Here is a 26,503-nt window from a genome sequence, read left to right as displayed (position 1 = left end):
GCCCGAGGCGGGCAAACTGGCGCCTAGTATATCGACGCAGACCCCATGTGGAAGCAAGCTTATGTGGGCGCCGGGCTTGCCCGCGATGCAGACACCTCGGTGTAGCTGTCACACCGAGGTGATGCTATCGCAGGCAAGCCAGCTCCCACATAAACCCGCACACATGTGCAGGCCAGCGTTGTTTAGTCGAGGGCTTTCCAGATCTCGGTCGCGTACTCCCTGATGGTCCGGTCCGAACTGAACCAGCCCATGCGCGCGGTATTCAGCACCGCCGAACGCCACCACGCCTTGGAATCATGCCAATGCGCCTCGACCCGCGCCTGGGCGTCCCAGTACGAATCGAAGTCAGCACAGACCAGGAAGCGGTCGTAGTCGATCAGCCCATCGATCAGCCCCACGTACCGGCCCGGATCATCCGGCGAGAACACCCCGCCCCGAATCGCTTGCAGCACATCATTCAACCGATGGGACGCTGCAATGTCGGCCCCGGCGTTGAACTCACCGGCGTGTTTGCGCGCTTCCACCTGCTGCGCACTGAGACCAAAGATAAACATGTGCTCGGCACCGACGCGTTCGTGCATCTCGACGTTGGCGCCGTCCATGGTGCCGATGGTCAGCGCACCGTTGAGGCCGAACTTCATGTTGCTGGTACCCGAGGCTTCAAAGCCAGCCGTGGAAATCTGCTCCGACAAGTCCGCTGCCGGGATGATGCTTTCTGCCAGGCTCACGTTGTAGTTGGGCAGGAACACCACCTTGAGCAAACCACGTACGGTCGGGTCGTTATTGACCGTGCGCGCGATGTCGTTGGTCAGCTTGATGATCAGCTTGGCCTGGTGATAACTGGCCGCCGCCTTGCCGGAGAAGATCTTCACGCGCGGCACCCAGTCAGTGCCAGGCTCGGCACGGATCGCCTGGTACAGCGCCACGGTGTGCAACAGGTTGAGCAGTTGGCGCTTGTATTCGTGGATACGCTTGACCTGCACGTCGAACATCGCCGCCGGATTGACCGCGATGCCCAGGCGCTCATGAATGATGTCCGCCAGCGCGCGCTTGCTGTGCAAACGCTGCTCGGCAAATGCCTTGCGGAACGTCTGTTTCTCGGCGAACGGCTCAAGCTCCACCAGCCGCTCTTCGGGCTTGTCGAGAATGTCCGGACCCAGTGCCTCCACCAGCATAGACGTGAGCTTCGGGTTGGCCTGGTACAACCAGCGACGGAAAGTGATGCCGTTGGTTTTGTTGTTGATACGCTCCGGGTACAGCTTGTGTAGCTCGGAGAACACCGTGCTGCGCATCAGCTGGGTGTGCAGGCCGGATACGCCGTTGACGCTGTGGGAACCGAGGAACGCCAGGTTTCCCATGCGCACGCGGCGGCCGTTGTCTTCTTCGATCAGCGAGACGGCGCGCAGTACGTCAAAGTCGTGGATGCCTTTGGCGCGCAGCGAGTCGATGTGCTGGGCGTTGATCAGGTAGATGATCTGCATGTGCCGAGGCAGCATGCGCTCCATCAGTCCGACCGGCCAGGTTTCCAGCGCTTCGGGCAGCAGGGTGTGGTTGGTGTACGACAGGGTTTCGACCGTCACGTCCCACGCCGCTTCCCACGGAATGTCGTGCAGGTCGACCAGTTGACGCATCAACTCGGCCACGGCGATGGACGGGTGGGTATCGTTGAGTTGGATCGCAGCGTGCTCGCCCAGGCTCAGTACCGAGCCGTGCATGTTCTTGTGGCGGCGCAGCAAGTCTTGCAGGGAGGCGGAAACGAAGAAGTATTCCTGGCGCAGACGCAGCTCCTGCCCCGCTTCGGTGCTGTCGGCCGGGTAAAGCACTCGGGAGATGCTCTCGGCGCGGGCCACTTCGGCGACGGCGCCCAAGTGGTCACCGGCGTTGAAGCGCTCCAGGTGCAGGTCTTCTACCGCCCGTGCGCGCCACAAGCGCAGGGTGTTCACACTTGCGCCACGCCAGCCGACCACCGGGGTGTCATAGGCCACGGCCCGTACGGTTTCGTTGGGCGACCACACCTGGATCATCTTGCCGGAAGCATCCGCGAGGGTTTCGACGCTACCGCCAAAGCCGATCGGGTAAATCACTTCGGCCCGCTCGAACTCCCACGGGTTACCGAAATCCAGCCAGCGTTCGGTCTGTTCCTGCTGCCAGCCATCAACAATCGCCTGGCGGAACAAGCCGTGCTCATAACGAATGCCATACCCATGGCCGGCAATGCCCAGGGTCGACATGCTTTCCATGAAGCACGCCGCCAGGCGGCCCAGGCCACCGTTGCCAAGCGCCGCGTCGGGCTCCAGCAGGCGGATGCGCTCCAGGTCGACGCCCAGCTCGGACAGCGCTTCGCGCGCAATCTCCAGCACGCCCAGGTTGCTCAGGCTGTCGTAGAGCAGGCGGCCGATGAGGAATTCCAGGGAAAGGTAATAAACCCGCTTTTGGCCTTTGCGGTAGATACGCCGCGTATGGTCCATCCAGTGGTCGACCATCTGGTCGCGGGCGGCCAGGGCAATGGCCTCGAACCAGTCATGGTCGAAGGCGTGATCCGGGTCCTTGCCCACCGCGTAGGTGAGTTTGGTCAAGACGGCATCGCGAAATGCGGCTACCTCTGCTTCTCGTGCAAGTGGTTCCTGAGACATCAATTGCGACCTCGGGCGAGATAGAAGGAGTTGCTAGAGCCTAGACGGTCTGACAGACGGTAGACGCTCTGGTTCGGCAGTTTTTTAACTCATTCACCTTTGCGCGAATTAGATGCAGGGCGCGTGCCCGAATACCCGTCTGGATGAAATTTGCGAAATATTGTTCAAAAAACCACCAATCCCGGTATGATCGCGCGCCCTGATACCGCCTCACCCTGGAACCTTGATGAAGCCTCAACTGATCGCCGCCGCGGAACTCGACCGTCTTGAAACGTGGCAGAAATATTCCGCGCATATGTGCGGTGGTTGCGTGTCCAGCTGCTGCACGCTGCCGGTCGAAGTGAAGATCAAGGACCTGATCCGCATTGGCATCGTCGATGAGTTCGAGCGCGGCGACCCGCCGAAAAACATCGCCAAGCGGCTGCAGAAGGAAGGCATCGTCGAGCGCTTCAATTCCAAATCCGAGATTTTTACCCTGCAGCGCATGAGCAACAACGATTGCCTGTACCTGGATCGTAAGACGCGCTTCTGCACTATTTATGACAAGCGCCCGGATACTTGCCGCAATCACCCGAAGATCGGGCCACGGCCAGGGTATTGCGCGTACAAGCCGAAGGAAGTGGTGCGCGAGACCAAGTTCAAAACCCTCGACAAGTTCTGATCGACAGCCAAACCCCTGTGGTGAGCGGGCTTGCCCCGCGCTGGGCTGCGAAGCGGCCCTAACCCGGCCACTGCATTTCTCCAGATAAAACTCAGGTGCCTGGTTTTGGGGCGGCTTCGCCACCCAGCGCGGGGCAAGCCCGCTCACCACAACAAGCGGGCTCACCAGAAAAATCCAGGCATAAAAAAACGCCCCCGGCCTTTCGACCGGGGGCGTTTTTCATTCAGCCTGAGTTAACTCAGTTCTTGGCTTTCTTGGCAGCGCGGGTACGCTCGCCTTCGTCCAGGATCTTCTTACGCAGGCGGATCGACTTAGGCGTGACTTCGCACAGCTCGTCGTCCTGGATGAATTCCAGGGCCTGTTCCAGGGTGAAGCGAACAGGTGGAACCAGAGCGATGGTTTCGTCTTTGCCCGAAGCACGCATGTTGTCGAGCTTCTTGCCTTTGGTTGGGTTGACGCCCATGTCGTTGTCACGGCTGTTCAGACCAACGATCTGACCGTTGTAGATCTCTTGACCGTGTTCAACGAACAGCTTGCCACGTGCCTGGAGGGTTTCCAGGGAGTAGGTCAGCGCCTTGCCGGTTTCTACCGATACCAGAACACCGTTCTGACGGCCGGACATGTCGCCGGACTTCATGGTGTCGTAGCGATCGAAGATCGAGGTCAGGATGCCAGCACCGTTGGTCAGGGTCAGGAACTGGTTACGGAAACCGATCAGACCACGCGCAGGGATGTTGTATTCCAGACGCACACGGCCTTTGCCATCCGGCACCATGTTGGTCAGGTCGCCTTTACGCAGACCCATCTCTTCCATCACCTTGCCCTGGGATTCTTCAGGGGTGTCGATGGTGACGTTTTCGAACGGTTCCTGCTTCACGCCGTCAACCTGACGGATGATTACTTCTGGACGACCAACGCCCATTTCGAAGCCTTCGCGACGCATGGTTTCGATCAGTACCGAGAGGTGCAGCTCACCACGGCCGGAAACCTTGAACTTGTCAGCCGAGTCGCCTTCTTCAACGCGCAGAGCAACGTTGTACAGCAGCTCTTTGTCCAGACGTTCCTTGATGTTACGGGAGGTCACGAACTTGCCTTCTTTACCGCAGAAAGGCGAGTCGTTTACCTGGAAGGTCATGGAAACGGTTGGCTCGTCAACGGTCAGAGGCTTCATCGCTTCTACCGCGTCCGGGTGGCACAGGGTGTCGGAGATGAACAGCGAGTCCATACCGCTGATGCACACGATGTCGCCAGCTGCAGCTTCTTCAACGTCGATACGGTGCAGACCGTGGTGACCCATCAGCTTCAGGATACGACCGTTACGCTTCTTGCCGTCGGCGCCGATAGCGACAACCGGGGTGTTTGGCTTGACGCGACCACGAGCGATACGGCCAACGCCGATAACACCCAGGAAGCTGTTGTAGTCCAGTGCGGAGATCTGCATCTGGAACGGACCTTCACGGTCAACAGCCGGCGCAGGTACGTTGTCGACGATCGACTGGTACAGCGGGGTCATGTCTTCAGCCATGTCGGTGTGGTCCAGACCGGCAATGCCGTTCAGGGCCGAGGCGTAGACGACTTTGAAGTCCAGCTGTTCTTCGGTGGCACCCAGGTTGTCGAACAGGTCGAAGATCTGGTCCAGAACCCAGTCCGGACGCGCGCCTGGACGGTCAACCTTGTTGATGCACACGATCGGACGCAGGCCGGCTTCGAAAGCCTTCTTGGTCACGAAACGGGTTTGCGGCATAGGGCCGTCTTGAGCGTCAACCAGCAGCAGAACGGAGTCAACCATCGACATTACGCGTTCTACTTCGCCGCCGAAGTCGGCGTGGCCCGGGGTATCCACGATGTTGATGTGGTAGCCGTTCCAGTTGATAGCGGTGTTTTTAGCCAGGATGGTAATACCGCGCTCTTTTTCCTGGTCGTTGGAGTCCATCACGCGCTCGTCGTTGAGCTCGTTGCGCTCCAGGGTGCCGGATTGACGCAGGAGTTTGTCTACCAGGGTGGTTTTACCATGGTCAACGTGAGCAATGATGGCGATGTTACGTAGATTTTCGATCACTTGTGTATCTCGATCAGAGGATTCGGTGTGCTGACAGGTCGTGGCAGCGATTAACAGTAGAGTCAGGCCTTGCCGTTACAGCTTGACGGCAGAGTCGGGGGGCCGGTGACGCAGGCCACAGGCAAACAGCCCCGGGCTCTTAGCTCGGTCGATAAACGCGCACATTGGCATGCCCCTCACTGAGCAAATGGTGGGCATGCAGGCGACTCATCACGCCTTTGTCGCAATACAGCAGGTACTGACGGCTGTTATCCAGTTCCTTGAAACGCGCGTTCAGTGCATAGAACGGCAGCGTTTGTACGTCGATGCCGGCGATGTCCAGCGGCTCATCCTCAGCGGCATCCGGGTGACGGATGTCGATGACGATCTGGCCGGCCAGGGCTTCGCTGACTTCTTCGATCTTGATGTCCTGGCCCAGTTCGTCGATAACACGATCGATCGGGACCAGCTTGGCGTTCTCGAGCGCACGCTCCAGAATCGCCATGTCGAATTCTTTCTCTTCATGCTCCACGCGGTGACGCTTGGCGTGGGTCTTGGGGTTAACCGAGATGACCCCGCAGTACTCAGGCATGTGCTTGGCAAAATCGGCAGTGCCGATCTGTTCTGCCAGGTCGATGATGTCCTGCTTGTGGCTGGCGATCAGCGGGCGCAGCACCAGCTTCTCGGTGACGCAATCGATGATCGACAGGTTCGGCAGCGTCTGGCTGGACACCTGGGAGATCGCTTCGCCGGTCACCAGCGCATCAATCTGCAATTTATCGGCAATCCGCGAGGCAGCGCGCAACATCATACGCTTCAATACCACGCCCATATGACCGTTATCGACTTTGCCGAGGATTTCGCCCAGCACTTCTTCGAATGGCACGCTTACAAATAGCACGCGCTGGGAGCTGCCGTACTTCTTCCAGATAAAGTGCGCGACTTCCATCACGCCCAATTCGTGGGCACGCCCGCCCAGGTTAAAGAAGCAGAAGTGGCTCATCAGGCCGCGGCGCATGATCTGGTAGGCCGCCACCGTGGAATCGAAACCGCCGGACATCAGTACCAGGGTCTGTTCCAGGGCGCCCAACGGGTAGCCGCCGATGCTGTTGTGCTGGCTGTGGATCACAAACAACCGTTGGTCGCGAATTTCCATGCGCACTTCAATTTGCGGCGCTTTCAGGGAAATTCCGGCTGCGCCGCACTCGCGACGCAGCTTGCTGCCGACGTATTTCTCAACGTCCATGGAGCTGAAAGTGTGCTTGCCGGCACGCTTGCAGCGCACCGAAAAGATCTTGCCTTCAAGCTCACTGCCGTAGTGCTGTTTGCACTTCTCGGTGATGTCGTCGAAGTCGCCCAGCGGGTACTCATCCACCTGCAGGAAATGCGCGATGCCCGGCATGCAGCTCAGGCGCTCGGTCATGTCCTTCAAGGCTTTGGGCTCGGTGATACGGGTTTCCAGCTCGAGATTGTCCCACACGCCGTTCACCACCACAGCCGGGTCCAGATCGCGGAGCACGGCACGGATGTTCTTGGCCAACTGACGGATGAAACGCGTCCGTACCGGTCGGCTTTTGATGGTGATCTCGGGGAAGACTTTAACGATTAATTTCATGGAAACAGCGCGCGCCGGGCCTGCTGAAAAAGGGGGGCGCGGATTATAGCGGAAATCGCTCAAGGTTTAACCAGTTAATATGCACAGCACGCGACACGCACTAAATAGGTGCATTTGTGCCTCTTTACGCTACATTGAGGTGCGCTATTTTTGGGCTTTTGTCGTAATGCACCTTTATAGGGGCGTTTTTGGAGCAGAAAACCCATGTTGGCGCACTGGCATGCAATTTGCTCTCTTGTGAGGCAGGTTGCCATGGCGGAGTATCCGCGCCGGCATCACCCACATTCTAAGGGCTAACTCCACTACCCCAGCCCGAAGCCACCCGGAGGACACTATGTCGAAGTCGGTTCAACTCATCAAAGATCATGACGTTAAATGGATTGATCTGCGCTTCACGGACACCAAAGGCACTCAGCACCACGTGACCATGCCGGCTCGCGACGCGCTGGATGAAGCTTTCTTCGAAGAAGGCAAAATGTTCGACGGTTCCTCCATCGCTGGCTGGAAAGGCATCGAAGCCTCCGACATGATCCTGATGCCGGACGACAGCACTGCCGTACTCGACCCGTTCACCGAAGAGCCGACGCTGATCCTGGTGTGCGACGTGATCGAGCCTTCGACCATGCAAGGCTACGACCGCGACCCACGTGCGATCGCCAAGCGTGCCGAGGAATACCTGAAGTCCACCGGTATCGGTGACACCGTATTCGTAGGCCCAGAGCCAGAATTCTTCATCTTCGACCAAGTCAAGTTCAAGTCCGACATCTCCGGCTCCATGTTCAAGATCTACTCCGAACAAGGCTCCTGGATGTCCGACCAAGACGTGGAAGGCGGCAACCATGGCCACCGTCCAGGTATCAAAGGTGGCTACTTCCCAGTTCCGCCGTTCGACCACGACCACGAAATCCGTACCTCCATGTGCAACGCCATGGAAGACATGGGCCTGGTCATCGAAGTGCACCACCACGAAGTGGCCACTGCCGGTCAGAACGAAATCGGTGTGAAGTTCAACACCTTGGTTGCCAAGGCTGACGAAGTACAGACCCTGAAGTACTGCGTACACAACACTGCAGTCGCTTACGGCCGTACCGCTACCTTCATGCCTAAACCACTGTATGGCGATAACGGTTCGGGTATGCACGTTCACCTGTCCATCGCCAAAGATGGCAAGAACACCTTCGCTGGCGAAGGTTATGCCGGCCTGTCCGACACTGCCCTGTACTTCATCGGCGGTATCATCAAGCACGGTAAGGCCCTGAACGGCTTCACCAACCCGTCGACCAACTCCTACAAGCGTCTGGTCCCAGGTTTCGAAGCACCGGTAATGCTGGCCTACTCGGCGCGCAACCGTTCCGCTTCGATCCGTATTCCTTACGTGTCCAGCCCTCGCGCTCGCCGTATCGAAGCCCGCTTCCCGGATCCAGCAGCCAACCCGTACCTGGCCTTCGCTGCCCTGGTAATGGCCGGCCTGGACGGTATCCAGAACAAGATCCACCCTGGCGACGCCGCCGACAAAAACTTGTACGACCTGCCGCCTGAAGAGGCCAAAGAGATCCCACAAGTGTGCGGCAGCCTGAAAGAAGCCCTGGAAGAGCTGGACAAGGGCCGTGCGTTCTTGACCAAAGGCGGCGTGTTCAGCGACGACTTCATCGACGCTTACATCAGCCTGAAAAGCGAAGAAGAAATCAAGGTTCGCACCTTCGTACACCCACTGGAATACGAGCTGTACTACAGCTGCTGATCCAGTAGCGCCGCTTCTTAGAGCGGCGTGACAAAAAAGACCTCCCCCGGGAGGTCTTTTTTTTGGCCCGCGATTGCGCCGCGCCAGGCACCTATTGTATTGACTGATACGCCGCCATCGCGGGCAAGCCCACCCCCACAGGAGATCATCCTTGAAACATCGACTAGTGTTCGCTCTGCTGTTTGTCAGTGCCACTGCGAGTGCTGCGCCGCCCACGCTCGAGCCGCTGCTCAACAGCATCGCCGAACGCCTGGAAATTGCCGATCAGGTAGCCCTGAGCAAATGGGACAGCAAAAAGCCGGTAGAAGATAAAAAGCGTGAACAAGAGGTGATCGCCAGCGTCAGCGCCCAGGCGCCGACCTACAAGCTGGACTCGGCCGCCGCCGAGCAGTTTTTTTCGGCGCAGATCGAGGCCAACAAACTGGTGCAGTACACCCACCTTTCCGACTGGCAGTTCCAGGGCAAGGCGCCTGACGACCCCCGCCCGGATTTGGTCAAGCAGATTCGCCCGCAGCTGGATGAACTGCAAAAACGCCTGCTGCAGCAACTGGCTGACTTTACCCCGCAGCGCACGGACCCGCAGTGCCCCAAATGGCTCGCCACCGCCGTGCATGAGCCACTGAATGATCCGCTGCGCCAACTGGCAATGATCCGCGCCACCGCCGAGCTGTGCATCTACAAAGGTTAAGCGTTGCAAACCCAATCAAAACTGTGGGAGCGGGCTTGCTCGCGAAGGCGGTGTGTCAGTCTCGATGCATTGACTGAAACACCGCCTACGCGAGCAAGCCCCCACATTTGGATTGGGCGTATTCGGTTATACCTTCCTGAACAACCTTCACAAAACCGCACTATATTGGTGCGATAGGCTGCACCCTTCCCACCTGTCCAGCCCATTTTGGTTCGAAACTTCCCGAGCAAGCTGGCAGAACGCCACAGTTTCGCGCCTAAAACCCCCATTTCAGGGCTTGCACGCTTCTTTTCGGAGCCTTGGTTTGGTTTTTGCATTTTCCTTGTATCAGCGTGTGCCTCAAGCCCGCGCCTTGCTCCAAAAGAGGTCCTGATGACCATCAGCGATGCACTGCACCGTTTGCTACTCGACAACCTGACCACCGCAACCATCCTGCTCAATGACGACTTGCGTCTTGAGTACATGAACCCGGCGGCGGAAATGCTCCTGGCTATCAGCGGCCAGCGCAGCCATGGGCAGTTCATCAGCGAATTGTTTACTGAGTCGGCCGAGGCGTTGAGCTCGTTGCGCCAGGCCGTGGAGCAGGCACACCCGTTCACCAAACGCGAGGCGATGCTCACGGCCCTCACCGGCCAGACCCTGACCGTCGACTATGCCGTAACCCCGATCCTCAGCAACGGCACCACCTTGCTGCTGCTGGAAGTGCACCCCCGTGACCGCCTGCTGCGCATCACCAAGGAGGAAGCGCAGCTGTCCAAGCAGGAAACCAGCAAGATGCTGGTGCGTGGCCTGGCCCATGAGATCAAGAACCCGCTGGGCGGTATTCGCGGCGCAGCGCAGCTGCTGGCCCGCGAGCTGCCAGAGGAACACCTCAAGGACTACACCAACGTCATCATCGAAGAAGCCGACCGCCTGCGGAACCTTGTGGACCGCATGCTCGGCTCCAACAAGCTGCCGTCCCTGGCAATGACCAACGTGCATGAGGTGCTGGAGCGTGTCTGCCAGTTGGTAGAGGCCGAAAGCCAGGGCTGCATCACCTTGGTGCGCGACTACGACCCGAGCATTCCCGATGTATTGATCGACCGCGAACAGATGATCCAGGCGGTGCTCAATATTGTGCGTAATGCGATGCAGGCCATCAGCAGCCAGAACGAACTGCGCCTGGGCCGCATCAGCCTGCGCACCCGCGCCCTGCGTCAGTTCACCATCGGCCATGTGCGCCATCGCCTGGTGACCAAGGTCGAAATCATCGACAACGGCCCCGGCATTCCTGCGGAACTCCAGGAAACCATCTTCTTTCCCATGGTCAGCGGCCGCCCGGACGGTACCGGGCTGGGCCTGGCCATTACCCAGAACATCATCAGCCAGCATCAGGGCCTGATCGAATGTGAGAGCCATCCTGGCCACACCACCTTCTCGATCTTTCTGCCTCTGGAACAAGGAGCCCCATCGACATGAGCCGTAGTGAAACTGTCTGGATCGTCGATGACGACCGTTCTATCCGCTGGGTCCTCGAGAAAGCCTTGCAACAGGAAGGCATGACCACCCAGAGCTTCGACAGCGCCGACGGGGTGATGAGCCGCCTGGCTCGCCAGCAGCCCGACGTGATCATCTCCGACATCCGCATGCCCGGCGCCAGCGGCCTGGACTTGCTGGCGCGGATCCGCGAGCAGCACCCGCGCCTGCCAGTGATCATCATGACCGCGCACTCGGATCTGGACAGCGCTGTCGCCTCCTATCAGGGCGGCGCTTTTGAATACCTGCCCAAGCCATTCGATGTGGACGAGGCGGTGGCGTTGGTCAAGCGCGCGAACCAGCACGCCCAGGAACAACAGAACCAGGAAGCCCCACCGGCCCTCACCCGCACCCCGGAAATCATCGGTGAAGCGCCGGCGATGCAGGAAGTGTTTCGCGCCATCGGGCGCTTGAGCCACTCCAACATCACCGTGCTGATCAACGGCGAATCCGGTACCGGTAAAGAGCTGGTGGCCCACGCCCTGCACCGTCACAGCCCACGGGCAGCCTCGCCGTTCATCGCCTTGAACATGGCGGCGATCCCCAAGGATTTGATGGAGTCCGAGCTGTTCGGCCATGAAAAAGGCGCGTTCACCGGCGCAGCCAACCTGCGTCGCGGCCGCTTTGAACAGGCTGACGGCGGTACGTTGTTCCTTGATGAAATCGGCGACATGCCCGCCGATACCCAGACCCGGCTGCTGCGGGTGCTGGCGGACGGTGAGTTCTATCGCGTTGGCGGGCACACGCCGGTCAAGGTCGACGTGCGCATCATTGCGGCGACCCACCAGAACCTCGAAACCCTGGTGCATGCGGGCAAATTCCGTGAGGACTTGTTCCACCGCCTCAACGTGATCCGCATCCACATTCCGCGCATGTCGGACCGTCGCGAAGATATTCCCACTCTCGCCCGCCACTTCCTCAGCCGAGCCGCCCAAGAGCTGGCTGTCGAGCCGAAGTTGCTGAAAAGCGAGACCGAGGAATACCTGAAGAACCTGCCGTGGCCGGGCAACGTGCGCCAGCTGGAGAACACCTGTCGCTGGATCACCGTAATGGCGTCTGGGCGCGAAGTGCATATCAGCGACCTGCCGCCGGAGCTGTTGAGCCTGCCGCAGGACTCCGCCCCCGTGACCAACTGGGAGCAGGCGTTGCGCCAGTGGGCCGACCAGGCCCTGGCACGCGGCCAGTCGAGCCTCTTGGACAGCGCCGTGCCGGCGTTCGAGCGGATCATGATCGAGACCGCCTTGAAGCACACCGCTGGCCGCCGCCGCGATGCCGCCGTGTTGCTGGGTTGGGGCCGCAACACCTTGACGCGCAAGATCAAGGAGCTGGGGATGAAGGTCGACGGCGGGGATGATGATGAGGGTGATGAAGGCTGACCCACCTTCTCTGATCCACTAAAGATCCCCTGTGGGAGCGGGCTTGCCCGCGATAGCACCGTGTCAGTCACCCGATGTATGGCTGACACACCGCCATCGCAGGCAAGCCAGCTCCCACAGTTGTTTTGTGTTGGACCCAAGACTGTGCACCGCTTCAATGCACCATGAACCGGCATCGGGCACGAATCCAAAGCCCGAAACTACAGCCTCGTTGAAAAGAACCTAAAAGCCAAAAACACCAAAGCCCCGTATTCCGGGGCTTTGCGCTTTCTGCAGATTTTTTTGGCACAACTTGGCGACTCTGGCACGCGCCCTGCAATAACCCTTGTACTACCCAGTTTCGGGGACCTTGGTACAGGCAGGCCGAGAATCCCCTCTTTACATCCGGGGTGCTTGATGCGAACCGCGTCGCGCTCCACACCGCTTTGGGGAACCTCGGTACAGGCAGGCCGGGGATTCCCTCTTTAACACCGAAGCCTTCACGGCTTCACCCCGTTTTGGGAGCCCTGGTACAGGCAGGCCGGGAACTCCCTTCTTTACACCCGGGGCTTATGTGGCACAGCGCCCATAGCCCCAGCCCGTTTTGGGGACCTTGGTACAGGCAGGCCGGGGATTCCCTCTTTTATTCCTCCTGGAGATGGATCTCCAATCGCCAGCGGCCATCGGCCTTCTCACCCTTCCACTCCCCACGCAACGGCCGGGCCGCCACCAGGTTCAGCAGCAGGCCGCCATCGGTCTTGCGCACGCGCCAGTTCACGTCTTTTTCATTGACCTTGAGTTGCCCACCGGCGGCCTTGCCCTGTGCGTCGAACAGCAGCGCCACGGTGCCGTCGATATGCTCGCCGTGCAGCTTGGGCTCACTGTTGAACCACACCACCACGCCATCCCTTGCGGTCTCGACCTGTTGCAGTTCGACCGGGTCCGGGGTGGTCAGCCGGCCGATCATCAGGCCCACCATCATGCCGACAATCGCCAAAGAGCCCATGACCCGAGGCATAAGCTTCGGCCTTGGGTCCTCTTCGGGGGTAGAATGCAGCGCATCTTTGCCTTCGGAGCCGTGCATGTTTCACGTCATCCTTTTTCAACCAGAAATTCCGCCGAATACCGGCAACGTTATCAGGCTGTGCGCCAACAGTGGCTGCCACCTGCATTTGATCGAGCCGCTGGGCTTTGACATGGACGACAAGCGCCTGCGCCGCGCCGGGCTGGACTACCACGAGTACGCCACGCTCAAGCGCCATGCCGACCTCGCCAGCTGCCTGGAAAGCCTGGGCCACCCACGGCTGTTCGCGTTCACCACCAAGGGTTCGCGGCCATTCCATGATGCCAGTTTTGCCGAAGGCGACGCCTTCCTGTTCGGCCCGGAAAGCCGGGGGCTGCCGGCCGAGGTGCTCGACGCCCTGCCCGACGGCCATCGCCTGCGCCTGCCGATGCGCGAGGGTTGCCGCAGCTTGAACCTGTCCAACACCGTGGCGGTTACAGTCTACGAAGGCTGGCGCCAACTCGGCTTCAAATAACACCGCAAAACAAATGTGGAAGGGGGCCTGTGTGGGAGCCGGGCTTGCCCGCGATGCAGGCACCTCGGTGTGTCAGTCACACCACGGTGATGCTATCGCTGGCAAGCCAGCTCCCACACAGGCCCCCTCCCACATTGAGTACTGCGTCGGGTTCGAAATTACTGAACCGTCGAAGAACCTTCTTGTTGCATGCGCTGCAGCTCTTGAGCGTACAGGGCATCGAAGTTCACCGGAGCCAGCATCAGCGCAGGGAACGAGCCACGGGTGACCAGGCTGTCCAGGGTCTCACGGGCATACGGGAACAGGATGTTCGGGCAGAACGCGCCCAGGGTGTGGCTCATGGACGCTTCGTCCAGGCCCTGGATCAGGAAGATACCGGCCTGTTGCACTTCAGCGATGAAGGCCACTTCTTCGCCATTCTTGACGGTCACGGACAGGGTCAGCACGACTTCGTGGAAGTCGCCTTCCAGTGCCTTTTGGCGGGTGTTCAGGTCCAGCGCAACGCTTGGGGTCCATTCCTGGCGGAAGATGGCCGGGCTTTTCGGCGCTTCGAACGACAGGTCACGCACGTAGATCCGCTGCAGCGAGAACTGTGGAGCTTGGGCTTCTGCTGCTTCGGTGTTCTGTTGGTCAGTCATCGCAGATCCTTCTTGATCTTGGGGTCTTTTAGGGTTTAGGAGTCAGACGAGCAGCAACGCATCGAGTTTACCGGCGCGCTCCAGAGCGAACAGGTCGTCGCAGCCACCGATGTGCTTGGCGCCGATCCAGATCTGCGGCACGGACGTGCGCCCCGCCTTCTGGGCCATTTCGGCGCGCACCTGGGGTTTGCCGTCGACCTTGATCTCTTCGAAGGCAACGCCCTTTTTCTCCAGCAGGGCCTTGGCCCGTATGCAGTAAGGGCACCAATCGCTGGAATACACGACAACCTGGCTCATATCACTTCACCAGCGGCAGGTTATCGGCGCGCCAGCTGCTGATGCCACCGGACAGCTTGGCGGCGGTGAAGCCGGTCTTGAGCATTTCGCGGGCGTGGGTGCCGGCGTGCTGGCCTTGGGCGTCGACCAGGATGATGGTCTTGGCCTTGTGCTTTTCCAGCTCGGCCAGGCGCGCGATCAGCTTGTCCTGCGGAATGTTCAGGGCACCGACGATATGGCCGGTGGCGAAATCCTTGGCCGGGCGGATGTCCACGACAACGGCCTCATCCTTGTTGACCAGCGCGGTCAGCTCCGCCGTGCTCAGGCTGCGGCCACCGCGGCTCAATTCGTGAGCGATCAGCAGCGCCAGCAGGATGACGAAGGCACCCACAAGCAGATAGTGGGCAGTGGCAAATGCAATCAGGTGATCAACCATCAAGGAGGTTCCAGGGCGTTAAAATGGCGGTAAGTATACACAGCCGTCAGGGGGGGCCAACCCCCGTAAAGCGGTGACGTGGTCGGAACTTCGCTTTAAACTGCCACTCCCTTTTCAATTGTCTTCCTTTATTACCGCCGCGAGAGGATCTATGACTACTACGCCTAAACCTTTGGTCCTGATAATTCTCGATGGCTTCGGACACAGTGAAAGCCACCACGACAACGCGGTATACGCGGCCAAGAAGCCAGTACTCGACCGCCTGACCGCCAGCGTCCCCAACGGCCTGATCTCCGGTTCCGGCATGGACGTAGGCCTGCCGGACGGCCAGATGGGCAACTCAGAAGTCGGCCACATGAACCTCGGCGCCGGACGAGTGGTATATCAAGACTTCACCCGTGTAACCAAAGCGATCCGCGATGGCGAGTTCTTCGAGAACCCGACCATCTGCGCCGCGGTAGATAAAGCAGTAGCCGCCGGCAAGGCCGTGCACTTCATGGGCCTGCTGTCCGATGGCGGCGTCCACAGCCACCAGGACCACTTGGTCGCCATGGCCGAACTGGCCTTCAAGCGCGGCGCCGACAAGATCTACCTGCACGCCTTCCTCGACGGCCGCGACACCCCGCCGAAAAGCGCCCAGTCGTCCATCGAACTGCTCGACGCCACCTTCGCTGCCCTCGGCAAAGGCCGCATCGCCAGCCTGGTGGGCCGTTACTTCGCCATGGACCGTGACAACCGCTGGGACCGCGTCTCCCAGGCCTATAACCTGATCGTCGACGGCCAGGCCGAATTCAACGCCGCCACCGCCCAGGAAGGCCTGGAAGCCGCCTACGCTCGCGGCGAGAGCGACGAGTTTGTCAAAGCCACCACCATCGGCGAGCCGGTCAAGGTTGAAGACGGCGACGCCGTGGTGTTCATGAACTTCCGCGCCGACCGTGCCCGTGAGCTGAGCCGTGTGTTTGTCGAAGACGGTTTCAAGGAGTTCGAGCGTGCCCGCCAGCCGAAAGTACAGTACGTGGGCCTGACCCAGTACGCCGCCAGCATCCCGGCCCCCGCCGCCTTTGCAGCGGGCACCTTGGATAACGTGCTGGGCGATTACCTGGCCAAAAACGGCAAGACCCAGCTGCGCATCGCCGAAACCGAAAAATACGCCCACGTGACCTTCTTCTTCTCCGGCGGCCGTGAAGAGCCGTTCCCGGGTGAAGAGCGCATCCTGATTCCCTCGCCAAAAGTCGCCACCTACGACCTGCAGCCGGAAATGAGTGCGCCGGAAGTGACCGACAAAATCGTCGATGCCATCGACCACCAGCGTTACGACGTGATCGTGGTCAACTACGCCAACGGCGACATGGTCGGCCACAGCGGCAACCTGGAAGCCGCCACCAAGGCCGTGGAATGCCTGGACCTGTGCGTCGGCCGCATCGTCGACGCCCTGGAAAAAGTCGGCGGCGAAGCGCTGATCACCGCCGACCACGGCAACTGCGAGCAAATGTCCGACGAATCCACCGGCCAGGCCCACACTGCTCACACTACCGAACCGGTGCCGTTCATCTACGTCGGCAAGCGCGACTTCAAAGTGCGTGAGGGTGGCGTGCTGGCGGATGTAGCGCCGACCATGTTGATGCTGATGGGGTTGGAGAAGCCGGTGGAGATGACCGGGACTTCGATTCTGATTTGATTTCAACCACACCGCGCAACAGTGTGGGAGGGGGCTTGCCCCCGATAGCAGTGGATCAGCCAGCACCTATTGAGCTGACACACTGCAATCGGGGGCAAGCCCCCTCCCACATTGTTTTCCGCTGTTTGGAACATGTCTTTTTGCCATACCACTGCCACTCGGCACCTATCTTGCGTTCCAGCCCGAATTGGGCGTTTTTTTTGCCGCGCTTGGCGGGCATACTAGGCCGTCCATTTCCCTGGTGTCGCCCGCCTCTATGCTTCGCGCCTTGATTACCCTTGCTCTTGTCTGCCTGCTCCAACCGGCGTTTGCCGATGAGCGCGCACAAACCCAACAACAGTTGGACGCTACGCGTCAGGACATCACCGAGCTGAAAAAACTGCTCGGCAAGCTCCAGGAAGAGAAATCCGGCGTGCAGAAAGACCTGCGCGGTACGGAAACCGAGATGGGCAAGCTGGAGAAGCAGGTCCAGGAGCTGCAAAAAGAATTAAAGAAGAGCGAGTCGGAACTGGAGCGACTCGACGCTGAGAAAAAAAAACTCCAGAGCGCACGCGTTGAACAGCAACGCCTGATCGCGATCCAGGCCCGTGCCGCCTACCAGAACGGCCGCCAGGAATACCTCAAGCTGCTGCTCAACCAGCAGAACCCCGAGAAATTCGCGCGCACCCTTACCTACTACGACTACCTGAGCAAGGCCCGGATGGAGCAGTTGAAAAGCTTCAACGAGACCCTGCGCCAGTTGGTCAACGTCGAACAGGAAATCGCCAACCAGCAATCGCAGCTGGAAGACCAGAAAAGCAGCCTCAACGCCCAGCGCGACGAGCTGGACAAGGTCCGCAAGGAGCGCCAGCTGGCCCTGGCCAAGCTCAATGACGACGTGAAGGCCCGCGACGCCAAGCTCCAGGCTCGCGAGCAGGACCAGGCCGACCTGGCCAAAGTGCTCAAGACCATCGAAGAAACCCTGGCTCGCCAGGCACGTGAGGCCGAAGAAGCGCGGCAGAAAGCGCTGATCGCCCAGCAGGAAGCCGAAAAAAAGCGCCAGCGTGAGGCCGAATTGGCTGCCACCTCGGACGCTCCGGCACCGCGCAAACCGGCACATTCAGCGCCTGGCCCGCTGGTTTCCAGTGCCGGCGAGTCGTTCGGCGGCCCTTTTGCTTCAGCGCGGGGCAAACTTCCATGGCCAGTTGATGGTCGATTACTGGCACGCTTCGGGGAAACCCGCGGCGATGACACCCGTGCCAAGTGGGATGGGGTGATGATCAGTGCCTCGGCCGGCAGCCAAGTACACGCCGTTCACGGTGGGCGCGTGGTGTTTGCCGATTGGTTGCGGGGCGCCGGTTTGTTGGTGATTCTTGACCACGGTAATGGCTATTTGAGCCTTTACGGCCACAATCAGACTTTACTCAAGTCGGCAGGTGATGTTGTAAAAGCCGGTGAATCCATCTCCACTGTCGGTAACAGTGGTGGCCAGGACACCCCGGCGCTGTACTTCGCTATTCGTCAGCAGGGTCGCCCGAGCGATCCCGCACAATGGTGCCGTTCCCAAGGATAGGGCTGCATCTACATTAGGAGTTCGTTCGACATGCTGCATTTGTCCCGCCTCACTTCGCTGGCCCTGACGATCGCCCTGGTGATCGGCGCGCCTCTGGCATTCGCCGACCAGGCCGCTCCGGCTGCACCCGCCGCCACGGCCGCGACCACCAAGGCACCGTTGCCGCTGGATGAGCTGCGCACCTTTGCCGAGGTCATGGACCGGATCAAAGCCGCTTATGTCGAACCCGTAGATGACAAGACCCTGCTGGAAAATGCCATCAAGGGCATGCTCAGCAACCTCGATCCGCACTCCGCCTACCTCGGCCCGGAAGATTTCGCCGAGCTGCAGGAAAGCACCAGCGGTGAATTCGGCGGCCTGGGCATTGAAGTCGGCTCCGAAGACGGCAACATCAAGGTGGTCTCGCCGATCGATGACACCCCGGCGTCCAAGGCCGGCATTCAGGCTGGCGATTTCATCGTGAAGATCAACGGCCAACCGACCCGTGGCCAGACCATGACCGAAGCCGTCGACAAGATGCGCGGCAAGATCGGCCAGAAAATCACCCTGACCCTGGTACGCGACGGTGGCAACCCGTTTGACGTGACACTGACCCGCGCGACCATCGTGGTCAAGAGCGTGAAGAGCCAGTTGCTGGAGTCGGGCTACGGCTACATCCGCATCACCCAGTTCCAGGTCAAGACCGGCGACGAAGTGGCCAAGGCGCTGGCCAAGCTGCGCAAAGACAACGGCAAGAAGCTCAGCGGCATCGTGCTCGACCTGCGTAACAACCCAGGCGGCGTGCTGCAGTCGGCGGTGGAAGTGGTCGACCACTTCATCACCAAGGGCCTGATCGTGTACACCAAGGGCCGTATCGCCAACTCCGAGCTGCGCTTCTCGGCCACCGGTAACGACCTGAGCGAAAACGTGCCACTGGCCGTGCTGATCAACGGCGGCAGCGCCTCGGCGTCGGAGATCGTGGCCGGCGCCCTGCAAGACCAGAAGCGCGGCGTGCTGATGGGCACCACCAGCTTCGGCAAAGGCTCGGTGCAAACCGTGCTGCCGCTGAACAACGAGCGCGCGTTGAAGATCACCACAGCGCTGTACTACACGCCGAACGGGCGCTCGATCCAGGCTCAGGGCATCGTGCCGGACATCGAAGTGCGCAAGGCCAAGATCACCAACGAGATCGACAGCGAGTACTACAAAGAGGCGGACCTGCAAGGCCACCTGGGCAATGGCAACGGCGGCGCCGACCAGCCAACCGGCAGCGGCAAGAAAGCCAAGCCGATGCCGCAGGACGATGACTACCAACTGGCCCAGGCGCTTAGCCTGCTCAAGGGTTTGAGCATCACCCGCAGTCGTTGATATGCGTTTTGCCCTGATCATCGCTGTGCTGTGCAGCCTGGCAGGCGTCGCCCATGCGACGCCTGCCGGCGAGCCCCACAAAGCCTACCTGACCCTCATCATCGACGACCTTGGGCAAAACCTGCCCAGGGATCGGCGTGTGCTGGCCCTGCCCGGGCCAGTGACCACGGCGATCATGCCCGACACGCCCCACGCCGCCGAATTTGCGCGCGAAGCGCACAAGGCCGGCAAGATCGTGATCCTGCACATGCCCATGGACCCGGCCACCGGACCGTTCGCCTGGCACCCCGACCTGCCCATCGAAGAGCTCGGCAAGCGCCTGGATGCGGCATTCCAGGCCGTGCCCTTCACCGCTGGCATCAACAACCACATGGGCAGCCGCATGACGGCCCAGCCGGCCGCCATGGCCTGGCTGATGGCCGAGCTGCAGCGGCGCAACAAGTTTTTCGTCGACAGCCGCACCAGTGCACAAACCGTCGCCGCCGCCGAAGCCCAGAAAATCGGCCTGGCCCATGTTTCGCGGGACGTATTCCTGGATGACGAGCGCACCGAAGCAGCAATCACCACGCAATTGCAGACCGCGATCAAGCTGGCGCACAAGCAGGGTTCAGTGGTGATGATCGGCCACCCGTATCCGCAAACCCTGGCGGTGCTCGAGCGCGAATTGCCCAAGCTCAAGGCTCAGGGCGTTGACTGGATCGATATCAAGTTGATGATCAGCGTGCGCAGTAACCAGGCGATGGCCGGGCATGGCAAGAATGGCATTTACCGCTGACGGTCCACTGTAGGTGCTGGCAAGCCAGCGCCTACAATGAGAGGTCGGCCGATTACAGATATTTCGCCATGATTTCGTCGACGACACCGTCTTTACGCAGTTGGTCCAGCGCGGCCTGCAGCTTGGCCACCAGTTCGTCCGGCACCTCCTTGTTCAGCGCGAGGTACAGCTGGGCACTGTTGAAACGCAACACCGTCCTGAGCCCCGTCACGCCAACCTGGCGCGCCAGGTAACGCCCGGCGGGGTCGCCAGTGGCCCACAGGTCGATCTGGCCATCCAGCAACTTTTGCGCGTTGTCCTGATCACGTAGCACCACCAGCGGGTTGAGGCCCTGCTTCTCCAGGGTCTCGGCGATGGCATCGCCCTTGTAGGCGCCGATCTTGTAGCGGCGGGCATGCTCAAGGTCATCCAATTGGATCTTGCTGTCGGCCTTGGCCAGCAGCACCCAATCATCCGGGCCGATGGGGCCGACCCACTTGAACAGGGCCTCACGGTCCGGCAGGCGCGCCATCACGAACACACCATAACCAGGTTTTTCCAGCGCGAGCTTGTAGATACGCTCCCATGGGAAACGCAGGGTGAGGTTGTATGAAATGCCGGCGCGCTTGAAGGTTTCGCGCACGATGTCCACGGCGATGCCTTCGATGTTCTCGTCCTTGGCGAAGTTCTTACCGTTTTTCGCCATGTTGTAGGGCGGGAAGTTTTCCGTCAGCAACACCAGGGAAGCGTCAGACGGTTCTTCGGCGTGGACCGAACCTGCCAACAGGAGGGATGTACTGGCGAGGGCGAGCAGCAGGTGCTTGAACATGTAAGTTACCGGAATCCATGGCAAGCGCAGAGAGTGCCGCGCGCCTGCCATGGTGTCCAGCAGCGTTTAGCGTACGACGATGCCGCGCGCCGCCATGTAGGCCTTGGCCTCGGGGACGGTGTATTCGCCAAAGTGGAAAATACTCGCCGCCAGCACCGCGCTGGCGTGGCCTTCGATCACGCCGTCGGCCAGGTGCTGCAGGTTACCGACGCCGCCGGAGGCGATCACCGGAATGCCCAGGGCATCGCTGATGGCGCGGGTTACACCGAGGTCGAAGCCGTTTTTCATGCCGTCCTGGTCCATGCTGGTCAGCAGGATTTCACCGGCGCCCAGGCCTTCCATCTTCATCGCCCACTCCACCGCGTCCAAGCCGGTTGGCTTGCGACCGCCGTGGGTGAAAATTTCCCAGCGCGGGGTTTCGCCCGGGCCTGAGACTTTCTTGGCGTCGATGGCGACCACTATGCACTGCGAACCGAAATGCTGCGCGGCTTCGCCGACGAACTCCGGGTTGAACACGGCTGCGGTGTTGATCGAGACCTTGTCCGCACCGGCGTTGAGCAGGTTGCGGATATCTTGCACGGTGCGCACGCCGCCGCCCACGGTCAGCGGGATGAACACCTGGCTGGCCATGCGCTCTACGGTATGCAGGGTGGTGTCACGGCCGTCGACGCTGGCGGTGATGTCGAGAAAGGTAATCTCGTCGGCACCTTGCTCATCGTAGCGACGGGCGATTTCCACCGGGTCGCCGGCGTCACGGATGTTCTCGAACTTGACGCCCTTGACCACGCGACCGTTGTCGACGTCCAGGCAAGGGATGATGCGTTTGGCCAGCGCCATGGTCAGTCCTCAGCCGTTGTAGGCATCGCAGTAAGCCTGGGCTTCGGCGACGTCCAGGGTCCCTTCGTAGATCGCGCGCCCCGTGATGGCACCGATGATGCCTGGGGCCTTGGCGTCCAGCAGCGACTTGATGTCGCCCAGGTTGTGGATGCCGCCGGAAGCGATCACCGGGATCTTGGTCGCAGCAGCCAGTGCGGCGGTAAACGGCACGTTGCAGCCCTGCATCATGCCGTCTTTGGCGATGTCGGTATAAACGATGGCGGAAACGCCGTCAGCTTCGAACTGCTTGGCCAGGTCGATGACCTGCACAGTGCTGATCTCAGCCCAGCCGTCGGTGGCGACGAAGCCATCCTTGGCGTCCAGGCCCACGATCACTTTGCCAGGGAAGGCGCGGCAAGCTTCGGCGACGAATGCCGGGTCTTTCACGGCCTTGGTACCGATGATCACGTAGCTGACGCCGGCCTTGACGTAGTGCTCGATGGTTTCCAGGGAGCGGATACCGCCGCCGATCTGGATCGGCAGGTTCGGGTAGCGCTTGGCGATCGCAGTGACCACCTCGCCGTTGACCGGCTGGCCTTCGAAGGCGCCGTTCAAGTCCACCAGATGCAGGCGACGGCAGCCCCCCTCTACCCATTTGGCAGCCATGCTCACCGGATCATCGGAGAACACGGTGGAGTCTTCCATGCGGCCTTGGCGCAGACGGACGCAGGCGCCGTCCTTGAGATCGATAGCGGGGATAATCAGCATCTGGCAAACCTTATTCGAAATTCAGCAATGCTTGGGAAATCAGGGTTTCTCAAGCGACCACAGGTCGCTTTCGATGCTTTCGAACCTTTCTTTAAGGAGCGTCTGCGTGTCGAAAATCGCCCTGTTGTAATAATGCGGAGCCACTTCATTGGTGAACAGTTCGAGGATCTCGGCGACCTCGAACGAACCCAGCTTGAGCTCGAAGCGATCTTCCATAAAGCGCTTGATCTTGAGGGTAGCCTCACTCTCCTGTTCGGGCGTGAGGTTCAAGATCGGCTGCTTCGGCTTCCTGGCCATTTACCAGCGCCCGTCCCAGGCGGCGAAGTTCTGCAGCAATTGCAGGCCATGGGTATGGCTCTTCTCCGGGTGGAACTGCACGGCAAACCGCGAACCTTCGGCCAGCGCGGCGGCGAAGTCGACGCCGTAGTGCCCGCCGCCCACCACCTGGCCCGGCTTACCGGCGGCGATGTAGTAGCTGTGCACGAAGTAGAAGCGCGCCATGTCCGGCACTTCGTGCCATAGCGGGTGGTCCACGGTCTGGCGGACTTCGTTCCAGCCCATGTGCGGGACTTTCAGGTGTTCGCCGTCTTCATGCAGGTCTTTGCCGAAGAACTTCACCTGGCCTGGGAACAGGCCGATGCAGTCGACGCCGTCGTTCTCCTCACTGCTGTCGAGCAAGGCTTGCATGCCCACGCAGATGCCGAGAAACGGACGGTCCTGGCTGACTTCGCGCACCAGGCTGTCAAAGCCCAGGCGGCGGATCTCGGCCATGCAGTCGCGAATCGCGCCAACGCCGGGAAACACCACCCGGTCGGCTTCGCGAATCACGCTGGCATCGCTGGTGATCAGCACCTTGCCGGCGCCTACGTGCTCGAGGGCCTTGGCCACCGAGTGCAGGTTACCCATGCCGTAATCGATAACCGCGACCGTCTGCATTACAGGACGCCCTTGGTCGAGGGCATTTGCCCGGCCATGCGCTCATCCAGCTCTACAGCCATGCGCAGGGCGCGGCCGAAGGCCTTGAACACGGTTTCGATCTGGTGGTGGGTGTTGGTGCCGCGCAGGTTGTCGATGTGCAGGCTGACAAGGGCGTGGTTGACGAAACCCTGGAAGAATTCCTGGAACAGGTCGACATCGAAGCCGCCGACGGTGGCGCGGGTGTAGGGCACGTGCATCTGCAGGCCGGGGCGGCCGGAGAAGTCGATGACCACGCGCGACAGCGCTTCGTCCAACGGGACATAGGCGTGGCCGTAGCGACGGATGCCTTTCTTGTCGCCGATGGCCTTGGCAAATGCCTGGCCCAAGGTGATACCGACGTCTTCCACCGTGTGGTGGTCGTCGATATGCAGGTCGCCCTTACTGACGATATCCAGGTCGATCAGCCCGTGACGGGCGATCTGGTCCAGCATGTGCTCAAGAAAAGGTACACCGATATCAAATCGGGCCTTTCCGGTGCCATCCAGGTTGATCGAGGCTTTGATCTGGGTTTCCAGAGTGTCGCGCTCGACGGACGCCTTACGTTCGGCCATCACCAGCTCCGCAAAATCATTGGGCGAAAAAGGCAGCCATTATAGGGGCGCGGGCGCTAAACAGAAACATCGGAGGGGATAAGACTGATGGAGTGTCGGGGATAGACATGTGCATACATGTGAGAACCAGCTTTTGTGGAGCTGGCTTGCCTGCGATACAGGCACCTCGGCTTTTCAGTTGCACCGAGGTGATGCCATCGCGGGCAAGCCCGGCTCCCACAGGAACCGCGCCCACAAAATTTTACGGTGTTAGTGGAACAGGACTGCGGTCTTCTGCAGGGTCACCCACACACCCCACGCCAACGGAATACCCACCACCAGCCAGGCGGCGATAGCCAATGGCACGGTACCGGAGGCTGCCTTCCACTCCAGGGAAGTGGTGGCATCGGCGCCTTTGTCATGGCCCAGCGCCTGTTCTGCGGCCAGTTCGGCGTCGGTCATGAAGTACTTGTCGGCCACCGGGCGGACCATCAGGTTGCAGAGGAAACCCAGCACCAGCAGGCCAGCCAGGATGTACAGGGTGATGTCGTACGCAGCTGCACGCTCGACGCCGATGCTCAGTTGATACTCACGCAGGTAGTTCACCAGCACCGGACCCAGTACACCGGCCGCGGCCCAGGCGGTCAGCAGGCGACCATGGATCGCGCCAACCATCTGGGTGCCGAACAGGTCGGCCAGGTAAGCCGGAACGGTCGCAAAACCACCGCCGTACATCGACAGGATGATGCAGAACGCCGCCACGAACAGCGCCACGTTGCCCAGGTGCCCCAGGTTCGGGATCAGCGCATACAGGGCAAAGCCCAGGGCGAAGAACACGAAGTAGGTGTTTTTACGGCCCAGGTAGTCGGAGAACGACGCCCAGAAGAACCGACCACCGATGTTGAACAGGCTCAACAGACCGGTGAAACCTGCCGCGATGGCCGCGATAGAGGCCAGTTGACCGGCATCCAGCTGACCAAACGGCACATCCACACCCAGCAACTTGCCGCCGAACACTTCCTGCAGCAGTGGCGAAGCCATGCCGAGGATGCCGATACCGGCGGAAACGTTCAGGCACAGCACCAGCCATACCAGGCGGAATTGCGGGGTTTTCCACGCTACGTTCACGTGGACGTGACGGTGGGTGATCATCGCGTTGCTGGCTTTTTTCGCCGGGGCGGTCCAGCCCTCAGGCTTCCAGCCAGTCGGTGGAACGCGGTACAGCAATGCGCCGCCGATCATGAACACAAAGTAGATTGCCGCCATCACCACGAAGCTCTGCCATACGCCCACGCTGGTTGGCGTGGCGAAGTGGCCCATCAGCGCTGCGGCCAGGGGAGCACCGACCATCGCGCCGCCGCCAAAACCCATGATCGCCATACCGGTGGCCATGCCGCGCTTGTCCGGGAACCACTTGATCAGGGTCGATACGGGCGAGATATAGCCCAGGCCCAGGCCGATACCGCCAATGACCCCGGAGCCGATCCACATCAGCCAGATCTGGTGGGTATAGATACCCAACGCCGAGATCAGCAGGCCGCCGCACCAGCACAGTGCCGACACGACGCCAGCCTTGCGTGGCCCGGCATGTTCCAGCCAGCCGCCCCAGATCGCTGCCGAGCAGCCCAGGAAGATGAAGAACAGGGTGTAGATCCAGCCCAGCATGGAGATGGGCCAGTCGCATTGGGACGAGAAGACTTGGGCGATGAAGCCCATGTCTGGCGCGCAGGCGAGCGGTTTGGTGATACCCAGTGCCTTGGACAGTGGCAGCCAGAACACCGAGAAGCCATAGGCCATGCCGATGCACAGGTGGATGGCCAGCGCGGCCGGCGGAACCAGCCAGCGGTTGAAGCCGGGCTTGGCGATAATGCGTTCCTTGGACAGGAACGCAGGCTGTGCGGCAGTCGAACCCGCCGCAGTGCTAGTGCTCATTGGTGTTTCCCCCAGTTGTTAGTATGTGTCCGTCGGGCGCTCTCTCCCTCGGCCTTGCACGCAAAGCGTTGGCCGTTGTTGTTGAGTAAAGCTCCATTTGAACGCGACGCTATGTCGCAGAAGGCAGACGAACCTGCGCAGATTAGCACCTGTGGATGACAGAAAAACCAAACTGATATCACCTT

At 60.5% G+C, this 26,503-nt stretch carries 24 protein-coding genes; 10 read left to right on the top strand and 14 right to left on the bottom strand.

What is annotated here, in order from left to right:
• Window positions 1–182 precede the first annotated feature (182 nt).
• On the bottom strand, window positions 183–2,633 hold the full coding sequence (locus KUA23_RS01755; protein ID WP_078046464.1) for a glycogen/starch/alpha-glucan phosphorylase: 2,451 nt from the start codon (window positions 2,631–2,633) through the stop codon (window positions 183–185).
• A 226-nt stretch (window positions 2,634–2,859) separates the two neighbouring features.
• Between KUA23_RS01755 and KUA23_RS01750 the strand changes: the two genes are divergently transcribed.
• The gene (locus KUA23_RS01750) at window positions 2,860–3,294 is read left to right on the top strand and encodes a YkgJ family cysteine cluster protein (protein WP_017529542.1); all 435 of its coding nucleotides are present in this window, start codon (window positions 2,860–2,862) and stop codon (window positions 3,292–3,294) included.
• Between the two features lie 238 nt (window positions 3,295–3,532).
• Here KUA23_RS01750 and typA read toward each other — a convergent pair whose 3' ends face one another.
• Both typA and thiI read right to left on the bottom strand, forming a co-directional pair.
• The gene (gene typA, locus KUA23_RS01745) at window positions 3,533–5,353 is read right to left on the bottom strand and encodes a translational GTPase TypA (protein WP_025859468.1); all 1,821 of its coding nucleotides are present in this window, start codon (window positions 5,351–5,353) and stop codon (window positions 3,533–3,535) included.
• Between the two features lie 139 nt (window positions 5,354–5,492).
• Window positions 5,493–6,947: a tRNA uracil 4-sulfurtransferase ThiI gene (gene thiI, locus KUA23_RS01740; RefSeq protein ID WP_078046463.1), complete on the bottom strand. Its 1,455-nt coding sequence runs from the start codon at window positions 6,945–6,947 to the stop codon at window positions 5,493–5,495.
• 334 nt (window positions 6,948–7,281) lie between these two features.
• Here thiI and glnA point away from each other — a divergent pair, with 334 nt between their 5' ends.
• The 4 genes from glnA to ntrC all read left to right on the top strand — a co-directional run bounded on the left by glnA (window position 7,282) and on the right by ntrC (window position 12,267).
• Window positions 7,282–8,688: a type I glutamate--ammonia ligase gene (glnA, locus tag KUA23_RS01735; protein WP_252993362.1), complete on the top strand. Its 1,407-nt coding sequence runs from the start codon at window positions 7,282–7,284 to the stop codon at window positions 8,686–8,688.
• A gap of 151 nt (window positions 8,689–8,839) precedes the next feature.
• A complete protein-coding gene (locus KUA23_RS01730; protein WP_252993361.1) occupies window positions 8,840–9,376 on the top strand; it encodes a chorismate mutase in 537 nt (178 codons plus the stop codon).
• Window positions 9,377–9,748: 372 nt separating this feature from the next.
• On the top strand, window positions 9,749–10,834 hold the full coding sequence (gene glnL / locus KUA23_RS01725) for a nitrogen regulation protein NR(II) (protein ID WP_078046461.1): 1,086 nt from the start codon (window positions 9,749–9,751) through the stop codon (window positions 10,832–10,834).
• Window positions 10,831–12,267, top strand: a complete 1,437-nt coding sequence (gene ntrC / locus KUA23_RS01720; RefSeq protein WP_069021257.1) for a nitrogen regulation protein NR(I) — start codon at window positions 10,831–10,833, stop codon at window positions 12,265–12,267. Before glnL ends, ntrC begins: the two co-directional genes overlap by 4 nt.
• 622 nt (window positions 12,268–12,889) lie before the next feature.
• On the opposite strand, the gene KUA23_RS01715 is transcribed toward ntrC, so the two are convergent.
• The gene (locus KUA23_RS01715; protein WP_078046460.1) at window positions 12,890–13,330 is read right to left on the bottom strand and encodes a hypothetical protein; all 441 of its coding nucleotides are present in this window, start codon (window positions 13,328–13,330) and stop codon (window positions 12,890–12,892) included.
• Here KUA23_RS01715 and KUA23_RS01710 point away from each other — a divergent pair.
• Complete coding sequence (locus tag KUA23_RS01710) at window positions 13,329–13,784, top strand: tRNA (cytidine(34)-2'-O)-methyltransferase (RefSeq protein ID WP_197901282.1); 456 nt, start codon at window positions 13,329–13,331, stop codon at window positions 13,782–13,784. The two genes, KUA23_RS01715 and KUA23_RS01710, sit on opposite strands and share 2 nt — an antisense overlap.
• 158 nt (window positions 13,785–13,942) lie before the next feature.
• Here the strand turns inward: KUA23_RS01710 and secB are convergent, their stop codons facing one another.
• The 3 genes from secB to KUA23_RS01695 are packed head-to-tail and all read right to left on the bottom strand — an operon-like array spanning window position 13,943 to window position 15,134.
• Window positions 13,943–14,422 carry a protein-export chaperone SecB gene (gene secB / locus KUA23_RS01705; protein ID WP_010213875.1) on the bottom strand — a complete coding sequence of 160 codons (480 nt, stop codon included), beginning with the start codon at window positions 14,420–14,422 and terminating at the stop codon, window positions 13,943–13,945.
• Window positions 14,423–14,464: 42 nt separating this feature from the next.
• Window positions 14,465–14,719 (bottom strand): glutaredoxin 3, encoded by a 255-nt coding sequence (grxC, locus tag KUA23_RS01700; protein WP_252993360.1) that lies wholly within the window; start codon window positions 14,717–14,719, stop codon window positions 14,465–14,467.
• Between the two features lies 1 nt (window position 14,720).
• Entirely contained in the window at window positions 14,721–15,134 is a 414-nt protein-coding gene (locus tag KUA23_RS01695; RefSeq protein ID WP_010213877.1) for a rhodanese-like domain-containing protein, read from the bottom strand.
• Window positions 15,135–15,285: 151 nt separating this feature from the next.
• On the opposite strand from KUA23_RS01695, the gene gpmI reads away from it, so the two are divergent.
• From gpmI to KUA23_RS01675, 4 genes are all read left to right on the top strand, one after another.
• Window positions 15,286–16,812 (top strand): 2,3-bisphosphoglycerate-independent phosphoglycerate mutase, encoded by a 1,527-nt coding sequence (gpmI, locus tag KUA23_RS01690; protein WP_078046459.1) that lies wholly within the window; start codon window positions 15,286–15,288, stop codon window positions 16,810–16,812.
• A gap of 256 nt (window positions 16,813–17,068) precedes the next feature.
• On the top strand, window positions 17,069–18,364 hold the full coding sequence (locus KUA23_RS01685) for a murein hydrolase activator EnvC family protein (RefSeq protein ID WP_100491694.1): 1,296 nt from the start codon (window positions 17,069–17,071) through the stop codon (window positions 18,362–18,364).
• A gap of 30 nt (window positions 18,365–18,394) precedes the next feature.
• Window positions 18,395–19,711 (top strand): S41 family peptidase, encoded by a 1,317-nt coding sequence (locus KUA23_RS01680; RefSeq protein ID WP_078046457.1) that lies wholly within the window; start codon window positions 18,395–18,397, stop codon window positions 19,709–19,711.
• A gap of 1 nt (window position 19,712) precedes the next feature.
• Window positions 19,713–20,486, top strand: coding sequence for a divergent polysaccharide deacetylase family protein (locus KUA23_RS01675; protein WP_099491323.1), 774 nt, complete (start codon window positions 19,713–19,715; stop codon window positions 20,484–20,486).
• Between the two features lie 52 nt (window positions 20,487–20,538).
• Here the strand turns inward: KUA23_RS01675 and KUA23_RS01670 are convergent, their stop codons facing one another.
• The 7 genes from KUA23_RS01670 to KUA23_RS01640 form a co-directional block, all read right to left on the bottom strand.
• On the bottom strand, window positions 20,539–21,294 hold the full coding sequence (locus KUA23_RS01670) for a substrate-binding periplasmic protein (protein WP_214498473.1): 756 nt from the start codon (window positions 21,292–21,294) through the stop codon (window positions 20,539–20,541).
• Window positions 21,295–21,360: 66 nt separating this feature from the next.
• Window positions 21,361–22,131, bottom strand: coding sequence for an imidazole glycerol phosphate synthase subunit HisF (gene hisF, locus KUA23_RS01665; RefSeq protein WP_003171107.1), 771 nt, complete (start codon window positions 22,129–22,131; stop codon window positions 21,361–21,363).
• Between the two features lie 9 nt (window positions 22,132–22,140).
• The gene (hisA, locus tag KUA23_RS01660) at window positions 22,141–22,878 is read right to left on the bottom strand and encodes a 1-(5-phosphoribosyl)-5-[(5-phosphoribosylamino)methylideneamino]imidazole-4-carboxamide isomerase (RefSeq protein ID WP_003187784.1); all 738 of its coding nucleotides are present in this window, start codon (window positions 22,876–22,878) and stop codon (window positions 22,141–22,143) included.
• A gap of 39 nt (window positions 22,879–22,917) precedes the next feature.
• Window positions 22,918–23,175, bottom strand: coding sequence for a DUF2164 domain-containing protein (locus tag KUA23_RS01655; RefSeq protein WP_078046454.1), 258 nt, complete (start codon window positions 23,173–23,175; stop codon window positions 22,918–22,920).
• Window positions 23,176–23,814, bottom strand: coding sequence for an imidazole glycerol phosphate synthase subunit HisH (gene hisH / locus KUA23_RS01650; protein ID WP_016979116.1), 639 nt, complete (start codon window positions 23,812–23,814; stop codon window positions 23,176–23,178).
• Window positions 23,814–24,407, bottom strand: coding sequence for an imidazoleglycerol-phosphate dehydratase HisB (hisB, locus tag KUA23_RS01645; RefSeq protein WP_017849940.1), 594 nt, complete (start codon window positions 24,405–24,407; stop codon window positions 23,814–23,816). The genes hisH and hisB overlap by 1 nt, the downstream gene beginning before the upstream one ends.
• 249 nt (window positions 24,408–24,656) lie before the next feature.
• On the bottom strand, window positions 24,657–26,318 hold the full coding sequence (locus KUA23_RS01640; protein ID WP_078046453.1) for an OFA family MFS transporter: 1,662 nt from the start codon (window positions 26,316–26,318) through the stop codon (window positions 24,657–24,659).
• Window positions 26,319–26,503 lie beyond the last annotated feature (185 nt).

The sequence above is a fragment of the Pseudomonas pergaminensis genome (assembly GCF_024112395.2).
Taxonomy (GTDB): Bacteria; Pseudomonadota; Gammaproteobacteria; order Pseudomonadales; family Pseudomonadaceae; genus Aquipseudomonas; species Aquipseudomonas pergaminensis.
This window is presented reverse-complemented; position numbering and strand designations above follow the sequence as displayed.